General features: G+C 71.5%; 12 protein-coding genes and 5 tRNA genes. 12 read left to right on the forward strand and 5 right to left on the reverse strand.

Annotated elements, in window-relative coordinates:
• Positions 1-162: 162 nt before the first annotated feature.
• From ACPC54_RS32130 to ACPC54_RS32145, 4 genes are all read right to left on the reverse strand, one after another.
• Positions 163-741 carry a GTP-binding protein gene (locus ACPC54_RS32130; RefSeq protein ID WP_498969913.1) on the reverse strand — a complete coding sequence of 193 codons (579 nt, stop codon included), beginning with the start codon at positions 739-741 and terminating at the stop codon, positions 163-165.
• The gene (locus tag ACPC54_RS32135; RefSeq protein WP_030257834.1) at positions 722-1,144 is read right to left on the reverse strand and encodes a DUF742 domain-containing protein; all 423 of its coding nucleotides are present in this window, start codon (positions 1,142-1,144) and stop codon (positions 722-724) included. The genes ACPC54_RS32130 and ACPC54_RS32135 overlap by 20 nt, the downstream gene beginning before the upstream one ends.
• A gap of 164 nt (positions 1,145-1,308) precedes the next feature.
• Positions 1,309-1,722 (reverse strand): roadblock/LC7 domain-containing protein, encoded by a 414-nt coding sequence (locus ACPC54_RS32140; RefSeq protein ID WP_030291361.1) that lies wholly within the window; start codon positions 1,720-1,722, stop codon positions 1,309-1,311.
• Positions 1,723-1,732: 10 nt separating this feature from the next.
• A complete protein-coding gene (locus ACPC54_RS32145) occupies positions 1,733-5,608 on the reverse strand; it encodes a nitrate- and nitrite sensing domain-containing protein (RefSeq protein ID WP_498969915.1) in 3,876 nt (1,291 codons plus the stop codon).
• Positions 5,609-6,186: 578 nt separating this feature from the next.
• On the opposite strand from ACPC54_RS32145, the gene ACPC54_RS32150 reads away from it, so the two are divergent.
• The 8 genes from ACPC54_RS32150 to ACPC54_RS32185 all read left to right on the forward strand — a co-directional run bounded on the left by ACPC54_RS32150 (position 6,187) and on the right by ACPC54_RS32185 (position 9,735).
• Entirely contained in the window at positions 6,187-6,405 is a 219-nt protein-coding gene (locus ACPC54_RS32150; protein ID WP_498969917.1) for a hypothetical protein, read from the forward strand.
• Between the two features lie 284 nt (positions 6,406-6,689).
• Positions 6,690-7,490 carry a fumarylacetoacetate hydrolase family protein gene (locus ACPC54_RS32155; RefSeq protein WP_498969918.1) on the forward strand — a complete coding sequence of 267 codons (801 nt, stop codon included), beginning with the start codon at positions 6,690-6,692 and terminating at the stop codon, positions 7,488-7,490.
• Positions 7,483-8,982 carry a glutamate--tRNA ligase gene (gltX, locus tag ACPC54_RS32160; RefSeq protein WP_498969919.1) on the forward strand — a complete coding sequence of 500 codons (1,500 nt, stop codon included), beginning with the start codon at positions 7,483-7,485 and terminating at the stop codon, positions 8,980-8,982. Before ACPC54_RS32155 ends, gltX begins: the two co-directional genes overlap by 8 nt.
• Positions 8,983-9,219: 237 nt before the next feature.
• A tRNA-Gln gene (locus ACPC54_RS32165) sits at positions 9,220-9,291 on the forward strand.
• 49 nt (positions 9,292-9,340) lie between these two features.
• Positions 9,341-9,413 (forward strand) — tRNA-Glu (locus ACPC54_RS32170).
• A gap of 27 nt (positions 9,414-9,440) precedes the next feature.
• Positions 9,441-9,513 (forward strand) — tRNA-Glu (locus tag ACPC54_RS32175).
• Between the two features lie 25 nt (positions 9,514-9,538).
• Positions 9,539-9,611: transfer RNA gene (locus ACPC54_RS32180), tRNA-Glu, on the forward strand.
• Positions 9,612-9,660: 49 nt separating this feature from the next.
• Positions 9,661-9,735: transfer RNA gene (locus ACPC54_RS32185), tRNA-Gln, on the forward strand.
• A gap of 158 nt (positions 9,736-9,893) precedes the next feature.
• On the opposite strand, the gene ACPC54_RS32190 is transcribed toward ACPC54_RS32185, so the two are convergent.
• A complete protein-coding gene (locus tag ACPC54_RS32190; RefSeq protein ID WP_030306825.1) occupies positions 9,894-10,607 on the reverse strand; it encodes an IclR family transcriptional regulator in 714 nt (237 codons plus the stop codon).
• Between the two features lie 231 nt (positions 10,608-10,838).
• Here ACPC54_RS32190 and leuC point away from each other — a divergent pair, with 231 nt between their 5' ends.
• The 4 genes from leuC (at position 10,839) to ACPC54_RS32210 (ending at position 14,242) form a co-directional block, all read left to right on the forward strand.
• Positions 10,839-12,260, forward strand: a complete 1,422-nt coding sequence (leuC, locus tag ACPC54_RS32195) for a 3-isopropylmalate dehydratase large subunit (protein ID WP_498969920.1) — start codon at positions 10,839-10,841, stop codon at positions 12,258-12,260.
• A 5-nt stretch (positions 12,261-12,265) separates the two neighbouring features.
• The gene (gene leuD, locus ACPC54_RS32200; protein ID WP_498969921.1) at positions 12,266-12,862 is read left to right on the forward strand and encodes a 3-isopropylmalate dehydratase small subunit; all 597 of its coding nucleotides are present in this window, start codon (positions 12,266-12,268) and stop codon (positions 12,860-12,862) included.
• A 182-nt stretch (positions 12,863-13,044) separates the two neighbouring features.
• A complete protein-coding gene (locus tag ACPC54_RS32205) occupies positions 13,045-13,392 on the forward strand; it encodes an SCO5555 family protein (RefSeq protein WP_498969922.1) in 348 nt (115 codons plus the stop codon).
• A gap of 133 nt (positions 13,393-13,525) precedes the next feature.
• Positions 13,526-14,242, forward strand: coding sequence for an HU family DNA-binding protein (locus ACPC54_RS32210; RefSeq protein WP_498969923.1), 717 nt, complete (start codon positions 13,526-13,528; stop codon positions 14,240-14,242).
• The last annotated feature ends 14 nt before the right edge of the window (positions 14,243-14,256 follow it).

Below are 14,256 nucleotides of genomic sequence, written 5' to 3' on the forward strand. Positions count from 1 at the left end.
GTTGATCACCAAATGCCTACCGAACTGTTATCGGCTGCTTATACACGGGCCTTGCGCGGGCCTCCCCGAGGACACCGGCCGTTCGGCACGACAGCCCCGGTGCCCCGCCCGACCGGACGGGGTACCGGGGCTGTCGCCCGTCGTTCGAACCCGGGGCCGGACTCAGCGGAGTCGGGCCAGGAGGGCGTGTTCGACGAGGGTGATGAGGGCGCTCTTGGCGCTGTCGCGGCGACGGGCGTCCAGGGTGACGACCGGGGTGTCGGCGCCGAGTTGGAGGGCTTCGCGGACCTCGTCGGGGGTGTGGGGCTGGTGTCCGTCGAAGCCGTTGAGGGCGACGACGAAGGGCAGTCCGCTGTTCTCGAAGTAGTCGAGGGCGGGGAAGCAGTCGGCGAGGCGGCGGGTGTCGACGAGGACGATGGCTCCGATGGCGCCTCGGACGAGGTCGTCCCACATGAACCAGAAGCGGTCCTGTCCGGGGGTGCCGAAGAGGTAGAGGATGAGGTCTTCGTCGAGGGTGATGCGGCCGAAGTCCATGGCGACGGTGGTGGTCGTCTTGCCGGAGACGTGGCTGATGTCGTCGATGCCGGCGGAGGCCGAGGTCATGACGGCTTCGGTGCGCAGGGGGTTGATCTCGGAGACGGCGCCGACGAGCGTGGTCTTGCCGACACCGAAACCGCCGGCCACGACGATCTTGGCCGACGTCGTGGCCCGGGCGGATCCGTTAGAGCTTGCGAAGTCCACTGAGGACCCTTTCGAGCAGCGTGACATCGGGCGTTCCGCCCGACTCGCCCGCGGCGGCGGGCTGGTGGATGGCGACGAGACCGGCCTCGGCAAGGTCGGCGACGAGGATGCGGGCGACCCCGAGCGGGACGCCGGCCAGTGCGGAGATCTCCGCGATGGACTTGACCTCACGGCAGAGGTTCACGATCCGGGCGTGCTCCGGCAGCAGCCCGCCGGTCCGCTCGGCCGAACCGGTGGTCGAGATCAGCGCCTCGATGGCGAGCTGGTACCGCGGGCGGGTCCGGCCGCCGGTCATGGCGTACGGACGGACCAGCGGCTGCTGCTCGTAGCCGTCGGACTGCTGCCCGCCGTAGCCGCTGCCGTACCCGTTGCCGTAGCCGGCGGGTGTCGAGGGCGGGGTCATGGGTCCTCCTTGTGCTGCGGCCTTGGGCAGCCGGTTCCAGCTGGGGCGGTGCCAGCTGAGGCGGGATCAGCTGCCTGAGGGTAGCTGAGGGTGAGGCGCCGGGGCCGGTCGGGTCGGTCCCGGCGGGGAGGTGGGACGGGTGGGTGGAGCCGTGCGGAGACCGGTCAGTGCAGGAGACTGCCCTGGAGTTCCGCGCGGAGTGCGGGGGTGAGGACGGCGCCGGCGCGGTCGACGAGCAGGGCCATCTCGTAGCCGACGAGGCCGATGTCGGAGTCGGGTGCGGCGAGGACGGCGAGGGCGGAGCCGTCGCTGATGGCCATCAGGAAGAGGAAACCCCGTTCCATCTCGACGACGGTCTGGTTGACCTCGCCACCCTCGAAGATCCGGCTGGCGCCGGAGGTGAGGGAGGTGAGGCCGGAGGCGACGGCGGCGAGCTGGTCGGCGCGGTCCCGGGGGAAGCCCTCGGACATGCACAGCAGGAGGCCGTCGGCGGAGACCACCACGGTGTGGGACACCCCGGGGGTGTTGTCCACGAAATTGGTGATCAGCCAGTTCAGGTTCTGTGCGGCCTGGCTCATCTGGTTCAACTCAACGCTCCTGGTGATCTGCGCCGTTGCCGTCGCTCCGGCCACCGAAACTATCGAATCCGGGCTGCTGCGCACCATGGTGGAAACCGGTCGGGTTGCCGGCCTGCTCGGCGCCGACCCGGCGGCCCTGCTGGATGCCGCGGCGCAGGTTGGTCAGCCGGCCGCGCACCTCCTCGGGGGCCCGGGAGACCTGCGGACCGGTCAGCGGCGAGGACTCGGCGGTGCCGGAGACCAGGTTGGCCTGCGGCGTGCGCCGGGGGAGGCCGGACAGCGTGACGCCGCTGGTCGACGGCTCGCGGACCTGCTCCGCGCGGCGCCAGCGCTCGTCGTTGGCGGACGGGCGCCACGGCGCGTCGCCGGGGCCGGGCTGCGGCTGCTGCGGGGCCTGCGGCGCCGGAGCCTGCTGCGGCTCGGCCTGCTGCTGCGGGGCCGGGGCCTGCGGCTGGAACTCCCCTTGCGGCTGCGGCCGGCGGAGCTGCTGCGGCCGCTGGGGCTGCTGGGGCTCCTCGAAGCCCGGCGCCGAGGTGCCGGGGCGGCGCGGCTGGTACTGCTGCTGCGGCGCCCGCTGCTGCGGCTCGGCCTGCGGGTTCCAGGGCTGCTCGCCGGTGGCCTCGGAGGGCCCGGTGGGCAGCGCCATCGGCTCGGGGCGGCGGTGCTGCTGCTGGGGGTTGGGCTGCTGCGGGGCGCTCTGCTGGGCCGGCTCCGGGCGCACCGGCTCCGGACGGGCCGGGTTCGGCACGTTCGGCAGCACCGGCTCCACCAGGCCGAGGCCCAGCGGGTCGCGCGGGTCGATCTGGCTGGCCTCGAAGCGCGGCCGGGCGAGCTGCTGGGTGCTCTCCACCGGCACCGGCGCCGGCTCGGCCGAGGGCAGCGGCTGGGGCTGCTGCTGCGGCGGCAGCGGCTGGCCCTGCGGCGGCAGCTGCGGCTGGCGACGGCCCTGCTGCGGGCCGTCCGGGCCCGGACGCTGCGGACGGCGCGGCCCCTGCGGGCCGGGCTGCGGGCGACCGGGCTGGCCGGGACCGCCGGGCCGGCCCGGCTGACCGGGCTGACCGGGCTGCTGCGGGCCGAGCTGGCCGGGACGGCGCTGCGGCAGGCCGTCCTGCTGCGGACGCTCGCCGGGGCGGGCGCCCTGCTGCGGCGCGTCGGGGCGGCCGTGCTGCGGCTGCTCGCCGGTGCGCGGGCCGGGACCGCCGGGCTGACCGGGCTGACCCGGCAGGCCGGGCTGCGGGGAGCCCTGGGGCTGTCCGGGCTGCTGCTGTCCGGCCTGCGGACGGCCGCGCCGGGGCAGGCCGTTCGGGCCGGCCTGCGGGGGCAGCTGGGCGGACTGCTGCGGCTGACCCGGGCGGGCCTGGCCGCGCTGCTGCTGCGGGGCCGGGCGGCCCTGCGGCCGGCCCTGACCCGGGCCCTGGCCCTGGCCGGCGCCCTGCTGCGGCGGATTCTCGCGCAGCGACTGGCCGACCTGACGGGTCGGCAGGCCGCCGTCGCGGCCGCCGGGCGCACCCGGACCGGCCGGCGCACCCGGGCCCGCGGGGGCACCCGGCGCACCGGGCGCACCCGGGCCCGCCGGAGCGGGCGAACCGCCCTGGCCGAGCTGCGGGCGACCGCCCTGCGGGGCACCGCCGGCCGGGCCCTGGCCGATCGCGGCCGGGCCGTTCTGGCCGGGCGCCATCTGGCGCTGCTGGCGCGGCGTCGGGGCGATCCCGCGCTGCTGCTTGGGCGGCTGGCCGCCGGCGCGGGCGGGGCCGCGGCGGTCGGCGGAGTTGGTGACGTCCACCGGGAGCATGACCAGCGCGGTGGTGCCGCCGGAGTCGCTCGGGCGCAGCTGGATGCGGATGCCGTGTCGCAGGGACAGGCGGCCGACCACGAAGAGGCCCATGCGGCGGGAGACGGAGACGTCCACCGTCGGCGGGTTGGCCAGGCGTTCGTTGATCTCGGCGAGGTCGTCCGGGCTGAGGCCGATGCCGGTGTCGTGGATCTCGATCAGCACCCGGCCGTCCGGCAGCGCGTGGCCGGTGACCCGGACGCGGGTCTGCGGGCTGGAGAACGAGGTGGCGTTCTCCAGCAGCTCGGCGAGCAGGTGGACGAGGTCGTTGACGACGCGGCCGGCGACCTCGGCGGACGGCACCGAGGCCAGCTCGATGCGCTCGTACTGCTCCACCTCGGAGGCGGCGGCGCGGAGCACGTCGACCAGCGGCACGGGGCGGGTCCAGCGGCGGCCCGGGTCCTCACCGGCGAGGACGAGGAGGTTTTCGCCGTTGCGGCGCATGCGGGTGGCGAGGTGGTCCAGCTTGAAGAGGTTGGCCAGCTGGTCCGGGTCGGCCTCGCGGCTCTCCAGTTCGGAGATGAGCGACAGCTGGCGCTGGATGAGGCCCTGGCTGCGGCGCGACAGGTTGGTGAACATCGCGTTGATGTTGCCGCGGAGGAGGGCCTGCTCGGCGGCGAGGCGGACGGCCTCGCTGTGCACCATGTCGAAGGCGTGGGCCACGTGGCCGATCTCGTCGGCGGAGTCGATGGCGACGGGCTCGACGGTGGTGTCGACGTCGTGCGGGTCGCTCTCGGAGAGCGTCTTGACCAGCTCGGGCAGTCGCCGCTCGGCGACGTCCTCGGCCGCGGACTGCAGCCGGGTCAGCGAGCGCACCATCGAGCGGGCGATCAGCGCGGCGCCACCGAGGGCGAAGAGCAGCACCAGGGCGACGGCGGCGGCGATGATCAGCGCGTCGGTGTCGGCCTGCGACTGGAGGTCCTGGGCCTTGCCGTCCAGGTTCTCCAGCAGCTTGGTCTCGATCCGGCGCTCAGCCGTGATCTTCGCGCTGATCTTCTCGTACCACTCCTTGAAGCTGACCGGGTCGGTCTGGTGGATGCCGTTGGTCTGGAGGATCGAGTGCGCGTAGCGGTCGGCGTCGGCGATCACCGTGTTGTAGCTGAGCTGGCCGCGCAGGTTGTCCAGGTCGTGCGCGGTGTAGATGTTGTTGAAGCCGATGAGCGCGTTGTCGTAGGACGTGCGCAGGCGGATGCCGAAGGACTCGTCGCTCGCGCTGAGGTCCGGGCCCTTGGGGTTGGCGAGCGCGGCGCTGACCAGGGCGCGCTGCTGCGAGGTGACGTTCTTGGCGAGCGAGAACTGCTGCAGCGCGCGGGTCGCGACGACCAGGTCCTTGTTGTTCGACGCGAGCGCGATGTCCTGGGTGAGGGACAGCAGGTCTCGGATGATCACGTCGTAGGCGGTGATCGTCGACTGGATGTTCTGGTTGTTCTGGTACGGCAGGTTGCGCGCCTCGGTGATGGAGTTCAGGTCCCTGCGGATCTGGAACAGCAGGGCCTTTCCACCGGAGAGTTCGAGGTTCTCGAACTTGTCGGAGGAGGCGGTGAACGCGCGGTTGAAGTCGTCGGTCGCCTTGCGGGCGGTGGTGACGTCGTCGTCCAGCGGCGCGCTCGGGTCCCTGGTGATCGGACCGGCGCTGATGTCGCGCTCGGTCTGCAGGGCGTCCGCGAGGTTGGTCGCCTTCTTGGCCAGGTCCGCGAGGTTGGCCATCTGGGCGAGTTGCTGCGAGTTCTCCATCGAGGTCTGGATGCGCAGGCCACCGAGGACCAGCGAGACCAGGACGGGCAGCGCGAGCAGCGCGATCAGGCGGGTGCGGATGCGCCAGTTGCGCATCCGGAACCGGCTGATGCCGGTGGCGCGGCGCCTGGTCAGGGTGGTCCGGAGCTTGTCCCGGGTGGACTTGCGGTCCTGCCCGTCGCCCTCCGGGTGACCGACCACGTCGGGCCCCGCCGGCTCGGCCGGGCCGCCGGGGGCAGCCGCCTGCTGAGGGGCGGCCGCGGGCTCGTGCGACTCCTGGTCGCCCGCGGCGCCGCTACCCCTTTTGAAACGTCCCTGCACTGGCGTCGCAACCTCTGGACCGGGCGTCCCGCCGCGTCGCCACGGCCTGGACGGTGTCGAGTTTCCATCCGCACCCCGGCCGGTCCGGGAGAGCGGGTCGCCGGGGTGGACTGCTCCCTACCCACGGTCCGTGGCATTCCAGCACAGCCGGGGAATCCCAACAAGGGCCGCCGGTCGTGGCCGCCGAACGCTACCGACCGCGTGCGCGGTTTCACTGACTGTGCGGTAACCGGACCGGAATACCGCCTTTTTCGGACACTCGCCGGATACATGCCAACCAGGCTCTAGATCGAAAAGAGTCGCAGACCTCATGGAATGCCCGAAATGTGCGAGATGTCGGAAAGATCCGATGCGGCGATATGTCGGGAATTCGGCTTTTGTCACACAATTTGTGAGCAAAATCACAGCTCAATGTGTAGCTTTGGTCACGGCCTCTGTGGAATGAGATCTCGTAACCTGGCTGTCTCCGGAGCACGGCCCCGATCAGCCTGCCCAGAACCCTTCCGAATATTCGGAATCACTCAGGCCGGTGCCGATCCGTCGCGGATCAGCCCGGCCGCGACCACGAGGTGCTCTCGATGTCCCAGGCGAAGAAGGCCACCAAGTCCACGCTGCCCAGCGGCTCCACGGCGAACCCCCGCCGGACCACGCTGGCCTCGGTCGCGGACTTCAGCCAGATCCCGGGCGCCCGCAAGCCCGAGGACGCGGTGACCTACTCCACCGAGCTGCCGGCCGTCACGGCCAACCCGCGCCGCACCCAGCTTCTGGTCGCCCCGGTCGTCACCCCCCTGGACTGACCCCGGCAGCGCCGCACCGAGGGCGCCGCCGTCGCATCCGCGACGACGGCGCCCTCGTGCTGTCACCCGCTCGCCGGCGGACCGGAGGGGCTCACCCCTTCGGCGTCGGCGCGCCCTTCGGCCCGGGGCGGAACCAACCGCGCTGAACAGGGGCAAACGGGTCGGCGGAGCCCCCACGCGATAGCCTGGACGACGATTGACGGGGCCGCGCCCAGCTCGGGCGGGGCGCCCACCAGCGCCCGGGCGCGCCCCGGGCGGCCGACGAAGCGAGGGGTAGCCCAGCCGTGCGCATTGCCAGGTTTTCCGTCCGGGAAGGGAGCCCTGCCGCCGGCACGGTCTCCTTCGGCGTCGTGGAGGGCGACCTCTCCCAGCCCGAGTCGCTGGTCGTCCACGCGCTGGCCGGCCACCCGTTCGGCCAACCCCAGCCCACCGGCGAGAGCTACCGCTTCCAGGACGTCCGGCTGCTCAGCCCGATGCTCCCGAACAAGATCGTGGCGGTCGGCCGGAACTACGCGGCGCACGCGGCCGAACTGGGCAACGACGTCCCGGACGTCCCGCTCACCTTCTTCAAGCCCTCCACCTCGGTGATCGGCCCGACCGAGAGCATCGCGTACCCGCCGTTCTCCTCGGACGTCCAGCACGAGGCCGAACTCGCCGTGGTGATCGGCCGGATGTGCCGGGAGGTGCCGCTGGAGCGGGTGCCCGAGGTGATCCTCGGCTACACCTGTGCCAACGACCTCACCGCGCGCGACGTCCAGCAGCGCGAGGGCCAGTGGGCCCGGGCCAAGGGCTTCGACACCGCCTGCCCGCTGGGGCCGTGGATCGAGACCGACCTCGACCCGGCCGACCTCGCCGTCACCTGCACGGTCAACGGCGAGCTCCGGCAGGCCGGCCGCACCTCCCAGATGGTCCGCTCGGTCGCCGAGCTGATCGTCCACATCTCCGAGGCCATGACGCTGCTTCCCGGCGACGTCATCCTCACCGGCACGCCCGCAGGGGTGGGCCCGCTCAACGTCGGCGACGAGGTCGCCGTCTCCATCGAAGGCATCGGCACTCTCACCAACAAGGTGATCAAGCGTGGCTAACACTGACCCGGCCGTCCGGGTTCGCTTCTGTCCGTCCCCGACCGGCAACCCCCACGTGGGCCTGGTCCGCACCGCCCTCTTCAACTGGGCCTACGCCCGCCACAACGGCGGCACGCTGGTCTTCCGGATCGAGGACACCGACTCCGCCCGCGACTCCGAGGAGTCGTACAACCAGCTGCTCGACGCCATGCGCTGGCTCGGCTTCGACTGGGACGAGGGCCCGGAGGTCGGCGGCCCGCACGAGCCGTACCGCCAGTCGCAGCGGATGGACATCTACGCCGACGTCGCCCGCCGCCTGCACGAGGCCGGCCACGCCTACCACTGCTACTGCAGCACCGAGGAGCTGGACGCCCGCCGCGAGGCCGCCCGCGCGGCCGGCAAGCCCTCCGGCTACGACGGCCACTGCCGGAACCTGACGGACGACCAGGTCGCCGTCTACAAGCTGGAGAAGCGCGAGCCGATCCTGCGCTTCCGGATGCCCGACACCACCATCTCCTTCGACGACCTGGTGCGCGGCACGCTCACCTTCGAGCCGGAGAACGTGCCGGACTACGGCATCGTCCGGGCCAACGGCGCCCCGCTGTACACCCTGGTCAACCCGGTGGACGACGCCCTGATGGGCATCACCCACGTGCTGCGCGGCGAGGACCTGCTGTCCTCCACCCCGCGGCAGATCGCCCTGTACGCGGCGCTCGCCGAGATCGGCGTCGGCGACGGCGGCACCCCGCGCTTCGGCCACCTGCCGTACGTGATGGGCGAGGGCAACAAGAAGCTCTCCAAGCGCGACCCGCAGGCCTCGCTCAACCTGTACCGCGAGCGCGGCTTCATCCGCGAGGGCCTGCTCAACTACCTGTCCCTGCTGGGCTGGTCGCTGGCCGAGGACCGGGACATCTTCAGCACGGACGAGCTGATCGCGGCCTTCGACATCGCCAAGGTCAACTCCAACCCGGCCCGCTTCGACCTGAAGAAGTGCGAGGCGATCAACGCCGAGCACGTCCGCCGGCTGGCCCCGGAGGACTTCGTCCGGCGCCTGGTGCCGTACCTGCAGGCCCCCGGCCTGCTGCCGGCCGAGCCGACCGCCGAGCAGCTGGACCTGCTCGCCAGGATCGCGCCGCTCACCCAGGAGCGGATGGTCGTGCTGAGCGAGATCGTGAACATGGCCGGCTTCCTGTTCGTCGACCCGGCCGACTTCACCGTCGACCCGGACGACGCCGCCAAGGCGCTGACCGCCGACGCCCGCCCGGTGCTGGAGGCCAGCATCAAGGCGCTGGAGGAGCTGGCGGACTTCACCCCGGAGCCGATCCAGGCCGCGCTGCGCGAGGCGCTGGTGGACGGGCTGGGCATCAAGCCCAAGTTCGCCTTCACGCCGTTGCGCGTGGCCGTCACGGGCCGCCGGGTGTCGCCGCCGCTGTTCGAGTCGATGGAGCTGCTCGGACGCCCCGAGACGCTGCGCCGGCTGCGCTCCGCCCTGGACGCCCTGCCGGCCGCCTGAGGCACCGGCTGAACTGCCCGCGGGCCCGGCCTCGTGCCGGGCCCGCGGCGTACCCGGAGGTCATCCGCCGGCCTCCCGGCCGCTGCCTGGGGTTATCGATTTTGGAGCCAGGCCAGACGTCGGGTAATGTTCTTTCTGCGCCGCCCGGGAGGGAACGGACGAGGGAGCGAAAGCCCCCCGCCGGGACCGAACGAGAGGCGCAACGCCTGAGAAGAGCTCGCAAGGGTTCAACTCTGGTGGGGTATGGTGTAATTGGCAGCACGACTGATTCTGGTTCAGTTAGTCTAGGTTCGAGTCCTGGTACCCCAGCGCTGTACGATCGGAGACGATCGCACCGCAGTGACAAAAGAAGATCCAAGCCCCCGTTGTGTAGCGGCCTAGCACGCTGCCCTCTCACGGCAGTAGCGCCGGTTCGAATCCGGTCGGGGGTACTGGTCCCGCAAGGGACCGCCTGGAAAGCCCCCGTTGTGTAGCGGCCTAGCACGCTGCCCTCTCACGGCAGTAGCGCCGGTTCGAATCCGGTCGGGGGTACTGATTCCGCAAGGGATCGCCAGGAGCCCCCGTTGTGTAGCGGCCTAGCACGCTGCCCTCTCACGGCAGTAGCGCCGGTTCGAATCCGGTCGGGGGTACTTCAGAGCAGGAAGCCGGTGGGCTCGCCCATCGGCCCTTGCTTTGTGTTGGGGTATGGTGTAATTGGCAGCACGAGTGATTCTGGTTCATTTAGTCTAGGTTCGAGTCCTGGTACCCCAGCCAGAAAAAAGGAAAGGCCCCGGTCCTCGGGGTCTTTTTTGTTTCTCCGGACCGTTTCCCGCCCCGGTGCCCCGAATGCGCCGAGGGCCCCGCTCGACTCCGAGCGGGGCCCTTCCGGTTTTCGTGGGGGCGGGTGGGGGATTTCGGCCGGCGGGGCCGGTTCAGCTGCGGCGCAGCGCCTCGGTGAGCCGGTTCGCGGCCTCGATGATGGCCTGGGCGTGCAGCCGGCCCGGGTGGCGGGTCAGACGCTCGATCGGGCCGGAGACCGAGACGGCGGCCACCACGCGGTTGGAGGGGCCGCGCACCGGCGCGGAGACGGACGCGACGCCCGGCTCCCGCTCGCCGATCGACTGGGCCCAGCCGCGCCGCCGGACGCCGCTGAGCGCGGTGGCGGTGAACCGGGCGCCCTGCAGGCCGCGGTGGAGGCGCTCGGGCTCCTCCCAGGCGAGCAGGACCTGGGCGGCGGAGCCGGCCTTCATCGGCAGGGTGCTGCCGACCGGGACGGTGTCCCGCAGGCCGGAGAGCCGCTCGGCGGCGGCGACGCAGATCCGCATCTCGCCCTGGCGGCGGTAGAGCTGTGCGCTCTCGCCGGTGACGTCGCGCAGGTGGGTCAGGACCGGGCCCGCGGTGGCGAGCAGCCGGTCCTCGCCCGCCGCGGCGGAGAGTTCGGACAGTCGGGGGCCGAGGATGAAGCGCCCCTGCATGTCCCTGGTGACCAGACGGTGGTGTTCGAGTGCGACGGCGAGCCGGTGGGCGGTGGGGCGCGCCAGGCCGGTGGCGGCGACCAGCCCCGCCAACGTGGCGGGGCCCGACTCCAGTGCGCTCAGCACCAGAGCGGCCTTGTCGAGAACGCCGACGCCGCTAGAGTTGTCCATGCGATAAGACTGCAGTCTCATTCCGCGAGACGCAAGTTCAATCTTCCGGGAAAAGCGCCACTCTGGAGGCAGCAGCCCGGGAGACATCCAGGATGTGGCCTCGTCCGAGTGTCCGCATCGTGGACAGCGATCCGGCGTGCAGGTCCGCGGACGCGCCCCGCTCCGGGCGGCGGACGCTTTGACCCCGATGACACGAGAAGGCCGGCAACGCGGCCGGCTGGAGGGATTCCGATGGGACGGACACTCGCTGAGAAGGTCTGGGACGACCACGTCGTGCGGCGCGCGGAAGGCGAGCCCGACCTCCTGTTCATCGACCTGCACCTGCTCCACGAGGTGACCAGCCCGCAGGCCTTCGACGGCCTCCGGCTGGCCGGTCGCAAGGTCCGCCGCACCGACCTGACCATCGCGACCGAGGACCACAACACCCCCACCCTGGACATCGACAAGCCGATCGCCGACCCGGTCTCCCGGGTCCAGCTGGAGACCCTGCGGCGCAACGCGGCCGAGTTCGGCGTGCGCATCCACTCGCTCGGCGACGTCGAGCAGGGCGTGGTGCACGTGGTCGGCCCGCAGCTCGGCCTGACCCAGCCCGGCACCACGGTGGTCTGCGGCGACTCCCACACCTCCACCCACGGCGCCTTCGGCGCGCTGGCGTTCGGCATCGGCACCAGCCAGGTCGAGCACGTGCTGGCCACCCAGACCCTGCCGCTCGCGCCGTTCCGGACCATGGCGATCACCGTCGAGGGCGAACTGCCCGAGGGCGTCACCGCCAAGGACCTGATCCTGGCCGTCATCGCCAGGATCGGCACCGGCGGCGGCCAGGGCTACGTCCTGGAGTACCGCGGCTCGGCGATCCGGAGCCTGTCGATGGAAGCCCGGATGACCGTCTGCAACATGTCCATCGAGGCCGGCGCCCGGGCCGGCATGATCGCCCCGGACGACACCACCTTCGCCTACCTGGAGGGCCGCCCGCACGCCCCGAAGGGCGAGGACTGGGACGCCGCAGTCGCGTACTGGCGGACCCTGGCCACCGACGAGGACGCCGTCTTCGACCACGAGGTCTTCATCGACGCGAACGAGCTGACCCCGTTCGTCACCTGGGGCACCAACCCCGGCCAGGGCGCCCCGCTCGGCGCCGAGGTGCCGGACCCGGCGGACTTCGCCGACCCGCAGGAGCGCCTGGCCGCCGAGAACGCCCTGGCCTACATGGGCCTGGTGCCCGGCACCCCGCTGCGCGAGGTCGCCGTCGACGCCGTCTTCGTCGGCTCCTGCACCAACGGGCGGATCGAGGACCTGCGCGCCGCGGCCGCCGTCCTGGAGGGCCGCAAGGTCGCGGACGGCGTGCGGATGCTGGTCGTCCCCGGGTCCGTCCGGGTCGCGCTGCAGGCCGTCGAGGAGGGCCTGGACAAGGTGTTCACCGCCGCCGGTGCCGAATGGCGGCACGCCGGCTGCTCGATGTGCCTCGGCATGAACCCCGACCAGCTGGCCCCCGGCGAGCGCTGCGCCTCCACCTCGAACCGCAACTTCGAGGGCCGGCAGGGCAAGGGCGGCCGCACCCATCTGGTCTCCCCGCAGGTCGCCGCGGCGACCGCCGTCCTGGGCCGTCTGGCCGCACCGTCCGACCTGAGCGCCAACGTGGCTGTGGAGGCCTGAGAACCATGGAGAAGTTCACCACCCACACCGGCCGGGCCGTCCCGCTGCGCCGCAGCAACGTGGACACCGACCAGATCATCCCCGCCCACTGGCTCAAGAAGGTCACCCGATCCGGTTTCGAGGGCGGGCTGTTCGAAGCCTGGCGCCGGGACGAGGCGTTCATCCTCAACCGGCCCGAGCGGCAGGGCGCCACCGTCCTGGTGGCCGGCCCCGAGTTCGGCACCGGCTCCTCGCGCGAGCACGCCGTCTGGGCGCTGCAGAACTACGGCTTCCACGCGGTGATCTCCAGCCGCTTCGCGGACATCTTCCGCGGCAACTCCCTGAAGAACGGCCTGCTGACGGTCGTCCTGCCGCAGGAGGCCGTGGAACGACTCTGGGTGCTCACCGAGAGTAACCCTTCGGCCGAGATCACCGTTGATCTGGAGAACCGCGAAGTGCGGGCCGAAGGCGTCACGGAGAGCTTCGAACTGGACGACAACGTCCGGTGGAGGCTGCTCAACGGCCTGGACGACATCAGCATCACGCTGCGGAACGAGGACGAGATCGCGGCCTTCGAGGCGAGCCGCCCCGCGTTCAAACCCCGTACCCTGCCCGTGGTCTGAGTTCCGTTCAGATCCGTCATTCCGACGATCCGCCGGATGGCCCGCGTCCCCCTCGGGGGGGCCGGGCCATCCGGCGTTCCGGACCATGAGTTACCACCGGGCCCTTCCCCGGATTGCCCATTCGGCTTTGCCGAACAGGGGCCCGCGCAAGTACAACTACGGGTAGATGGCACAATCAGTACATGCACCGGCACCACGAACCTCCGTACGCGGGCGGCGAACCCGCGTCCGAGGACTCCGGGGGCCGGCGATCCGAACGCCGAATTGACGATCGGCCGGACGTCACCTCCGCGCCAGCTGAGGGATCGGACGACCAGGAAGTCGCAGCGCTCTACGCGCTCGTGGCCGAGCGGTTGAAGCAAGCTCACGCCCGCGTGCATGCGCTGAACGTGTCTGCCGATGCAAAGACCGCTCTCACCCGTCAACTGCTCATCGTCACCGAGACCGCCAAGCGCGATCTTCCGGAGGCGGCACGGCGGTTGAGTCGCTTTGTACATGACCTCGACGAGGGGCTCCCGCCGCTCCGCTGAGGTCGCCGACGCGCAAATCCATTGCGACACTAGGGTGATTCGCGCGTTTGGTAATTGAAAGTCCGCAGATACATACCTAACGTGCGAAAAGAACGGATGGAATCATCCGGCGCCCGTTTCCGAAGGGGAAGACGTGAACAAGGCTCAGCTTGTCGAAGCGGTGGCCGAGCAGCTGGGCGGTCGCAAGGCTGCCGCAGAGGCCGTCGACGCAGTGCTCGACACCATGGTCCGTGCCGTTGTGGCCGGTGACCGGGTTTCGGTCACCGGGTTCGGCACCTTCGAGAAGGTGGAGCGCTCCGCGCGCTTCGCCCGCAACCCGCAGACCGGCGAGCGGGTCAAGGTCAAGAAGACCGCCGTCCCGCGCTTCCGCCCTGGCCAGGGCTTCAAGGACCTGGTCAGCGGCAGCAAGAAGCTGCCGAAGGAAGGCCCCTCGGTGAAGAAGGCCCCCAAGGGCTCGCTCACCCCGGGCAAGAGCGGCGTCGCCGCCACCCCGGCCGCCAAGCGCGCCGCCACCAAGCGTGCCGCCGCCGCTGCCGCCACCCCGGCCGCGACCAAGAAGACCGCCGCCAAGAAGGCGACGACCACGGCCGCCGCCAAGAAGACCACCACGGCCGCCGCCGCCAAGAAGGCGACCGCGACCAAGAAGACCACCGCCGCCGCCGCGAAGAAGACCACCACGGCCGCCGCGACCAAGAAGACGGCCGCCGCCAAGAAGGCGACGACCACGGCCGCCGCCAAGAAGACCACGGCCACCGCCGCCAAGAAGGCGACCGCCACGGCCAAGAAGACGGCGCCGGCGAAGAAGACCGCCACCCGCAAGACCACCGCGCGCAAGACCTCGGCCAAGTAAGGTCCCGCGCGGGC

The sequence above is a fragment of the Kitasatospora sp. NPDC094028 genome (genome assembly GCF_049543595.1).
Taxonomy (GTDB): domain Bacteria; phylum Actinomycetota; class Actinomycetes; order Streptomycetales; family Streptomycetaceae; genus Kitasatospora.

Bases quoted from the DNA above. Each gene is read 5' to 3' on its own strand.
- leuC (WP_498969920.1), top strand. From the start codon at position 10,839: ATGGGACGGACACTCGCTGAGAAGGTCTGGGACGACCACGTCGTGCGG.
- ACPC54_RS32190 (WP_030306825.1), bottom strand. From the start codon at position 10,607: ATGGACAACTCTAGCGGCGTCGGCGTTCTCGACAAGGCCGCTCTGGTG.
- ACPC54_RS32140 (WP_030291361.1), bottom strand. From the start codon at position 1,722: ATGAGCCAGGCCGCACAGAACCTGAACTGGCTGATCACCAATTTCGTG.
- ACPC54_RS32205 (WP_498969922.1), top strand. From the start codon at position 13,045: ATGCACCGGCACCACGAACCTCCGTACGCGGGCGGCGAACCCGCGTCC.
- leuD (WP_498969921.1), top strand. From the start codon at position 12,266: ATGGAGAAGTTCACCACCCACACCGGCCGGGCCGTCCCGCTGCGCCGC.
- ACPC54_RS32135 (WP_030257834.1), bottom strand. From the start codon at position 1,144: ATGACCCCGCCCTCGACACCCGCCGGCTACGGCAACGGGTACGGCAGC.
- ACPC54_RS32150 (WP_498969917.1), top strand. From the start codon at position 6,187: ATGTCCCAGGCGAAGAAGGCCACCAAGTCCACGCTGCCCAGCGGCTCC.